The organism is Candidatus Nanopusillus massiliensis (assembly GCF_920984865.1).
In genome coordinates, this window is sequence record NZ_OV100765.1 from 131369 (window position 1) to 132706 (window position 1338).

General features: G+C 21.2%; 1 pseudogene. It reads left to right on the forward strand.

From position 1 onward, the window contains the following. Window positions 1-46 precede the first annotated feature (46 nt). Window positions 47-651 (forward strand): annotated as a pseudogene (locus tag LUA84_RS01030) (glycosyltransferase). The last annotated feature ends 687 nt before the right edge of the window (window positions 652-1338 follow it).

A 1338-nucleotide genomic window follows, 5' to 3' on the forward strand; every position in this document is an offset into this window, starting at 1 on the left:
AATAATTGTACCTGCATATAATGAAGGTAAAAATATAAAAAATACATTGGAAAGATTAATAGGTTTAGAATATCCAAAAGATAAATTAGAAATANTTGTTGTAGATGATGGATCAAAGGATAATACATACGAAATAGCAAAAGAATATGAAGATAAATATAATTTTGTAAAGGTATATAAAAAGGAAAATGGTGGAAAATCTTCTGCATTAAATTATGGAATAATTAGAACTAGTGAAGAAATAATTGTTACATAGATGCAGATTCTATTCCGGAAAAGGATTCCTCAATAAAAATGTTAAAATATATGTACAATCATAATGCGGATATTGTTGTTCCAGCAATCCAAACAATTAATACAAAAAAATTTATTGAAAAATATCAATATATTGATTATGCAATACATAATTTTTCCGGTATTGTTGTTGATACAATGAACTCTGTATTTATAGCATCTGGCCCATTTTCTGTATTTAAAAGATCAGTATTTGAAAAAATTGGATTATTTGATGAAAAAAATAGAAGTGAAGATATGGAAATTGCATTGAGAGCTCAGAAAAATAATTTTAAAATAAAATTTTGTCCAGAAACCGTTATAAAAACTGTTCCTCCAGACAATTTTAAATCATTATTAAGACAAAGAGTAAAATAGACACTTGGATCTATTGAAAATTATATAAAATATAGAGATATTGAAAATGAATATTTAAGAGAAGTTGTTTTTGGTATTAATATAATTTTATATATTTCATTACCATTAGCATTTTCAGTATATATTATATACATATGGATATAAATTATATAACTTTCTAATATAATTATCTTCTGTAAATTTATGATATATTATATTTTATAAAAAATTCTTTTTCTTTTAATATTAATACATATATATTTCAATTGTTATATACTATCTGAATTCATTTTAATAATATTTTCAATTATTTTATTAATTGATTTCTTTCTTTTTATTAGTATATATAGAAGATATGATAAAATCAAAATCATGGTTATCAATAATTTATTATTCAATTATATATCTAATTTTTTCAATATACTTCAATGCAATATTTTATATTGTAGCATTCATATTATAAAATGTTTGGTAAAAATTTAAGATGGGGTGGAGTTATATGGAATAATAGTTTAATAAATAAACTGTTAAATAAGAAATATGGACAAGCCTAAGAAATAATAGCAATAGCAGTAATAATATCCAAACTATCATTTTTCTTAGGAATAATCTTGGGTTANNNATTATATCAATATTCATTTCAACAAAGTATATTACAAATTGATGAAATAAATTCTTTAGTAATTTCAGCTCAATATTTAGCAAGTT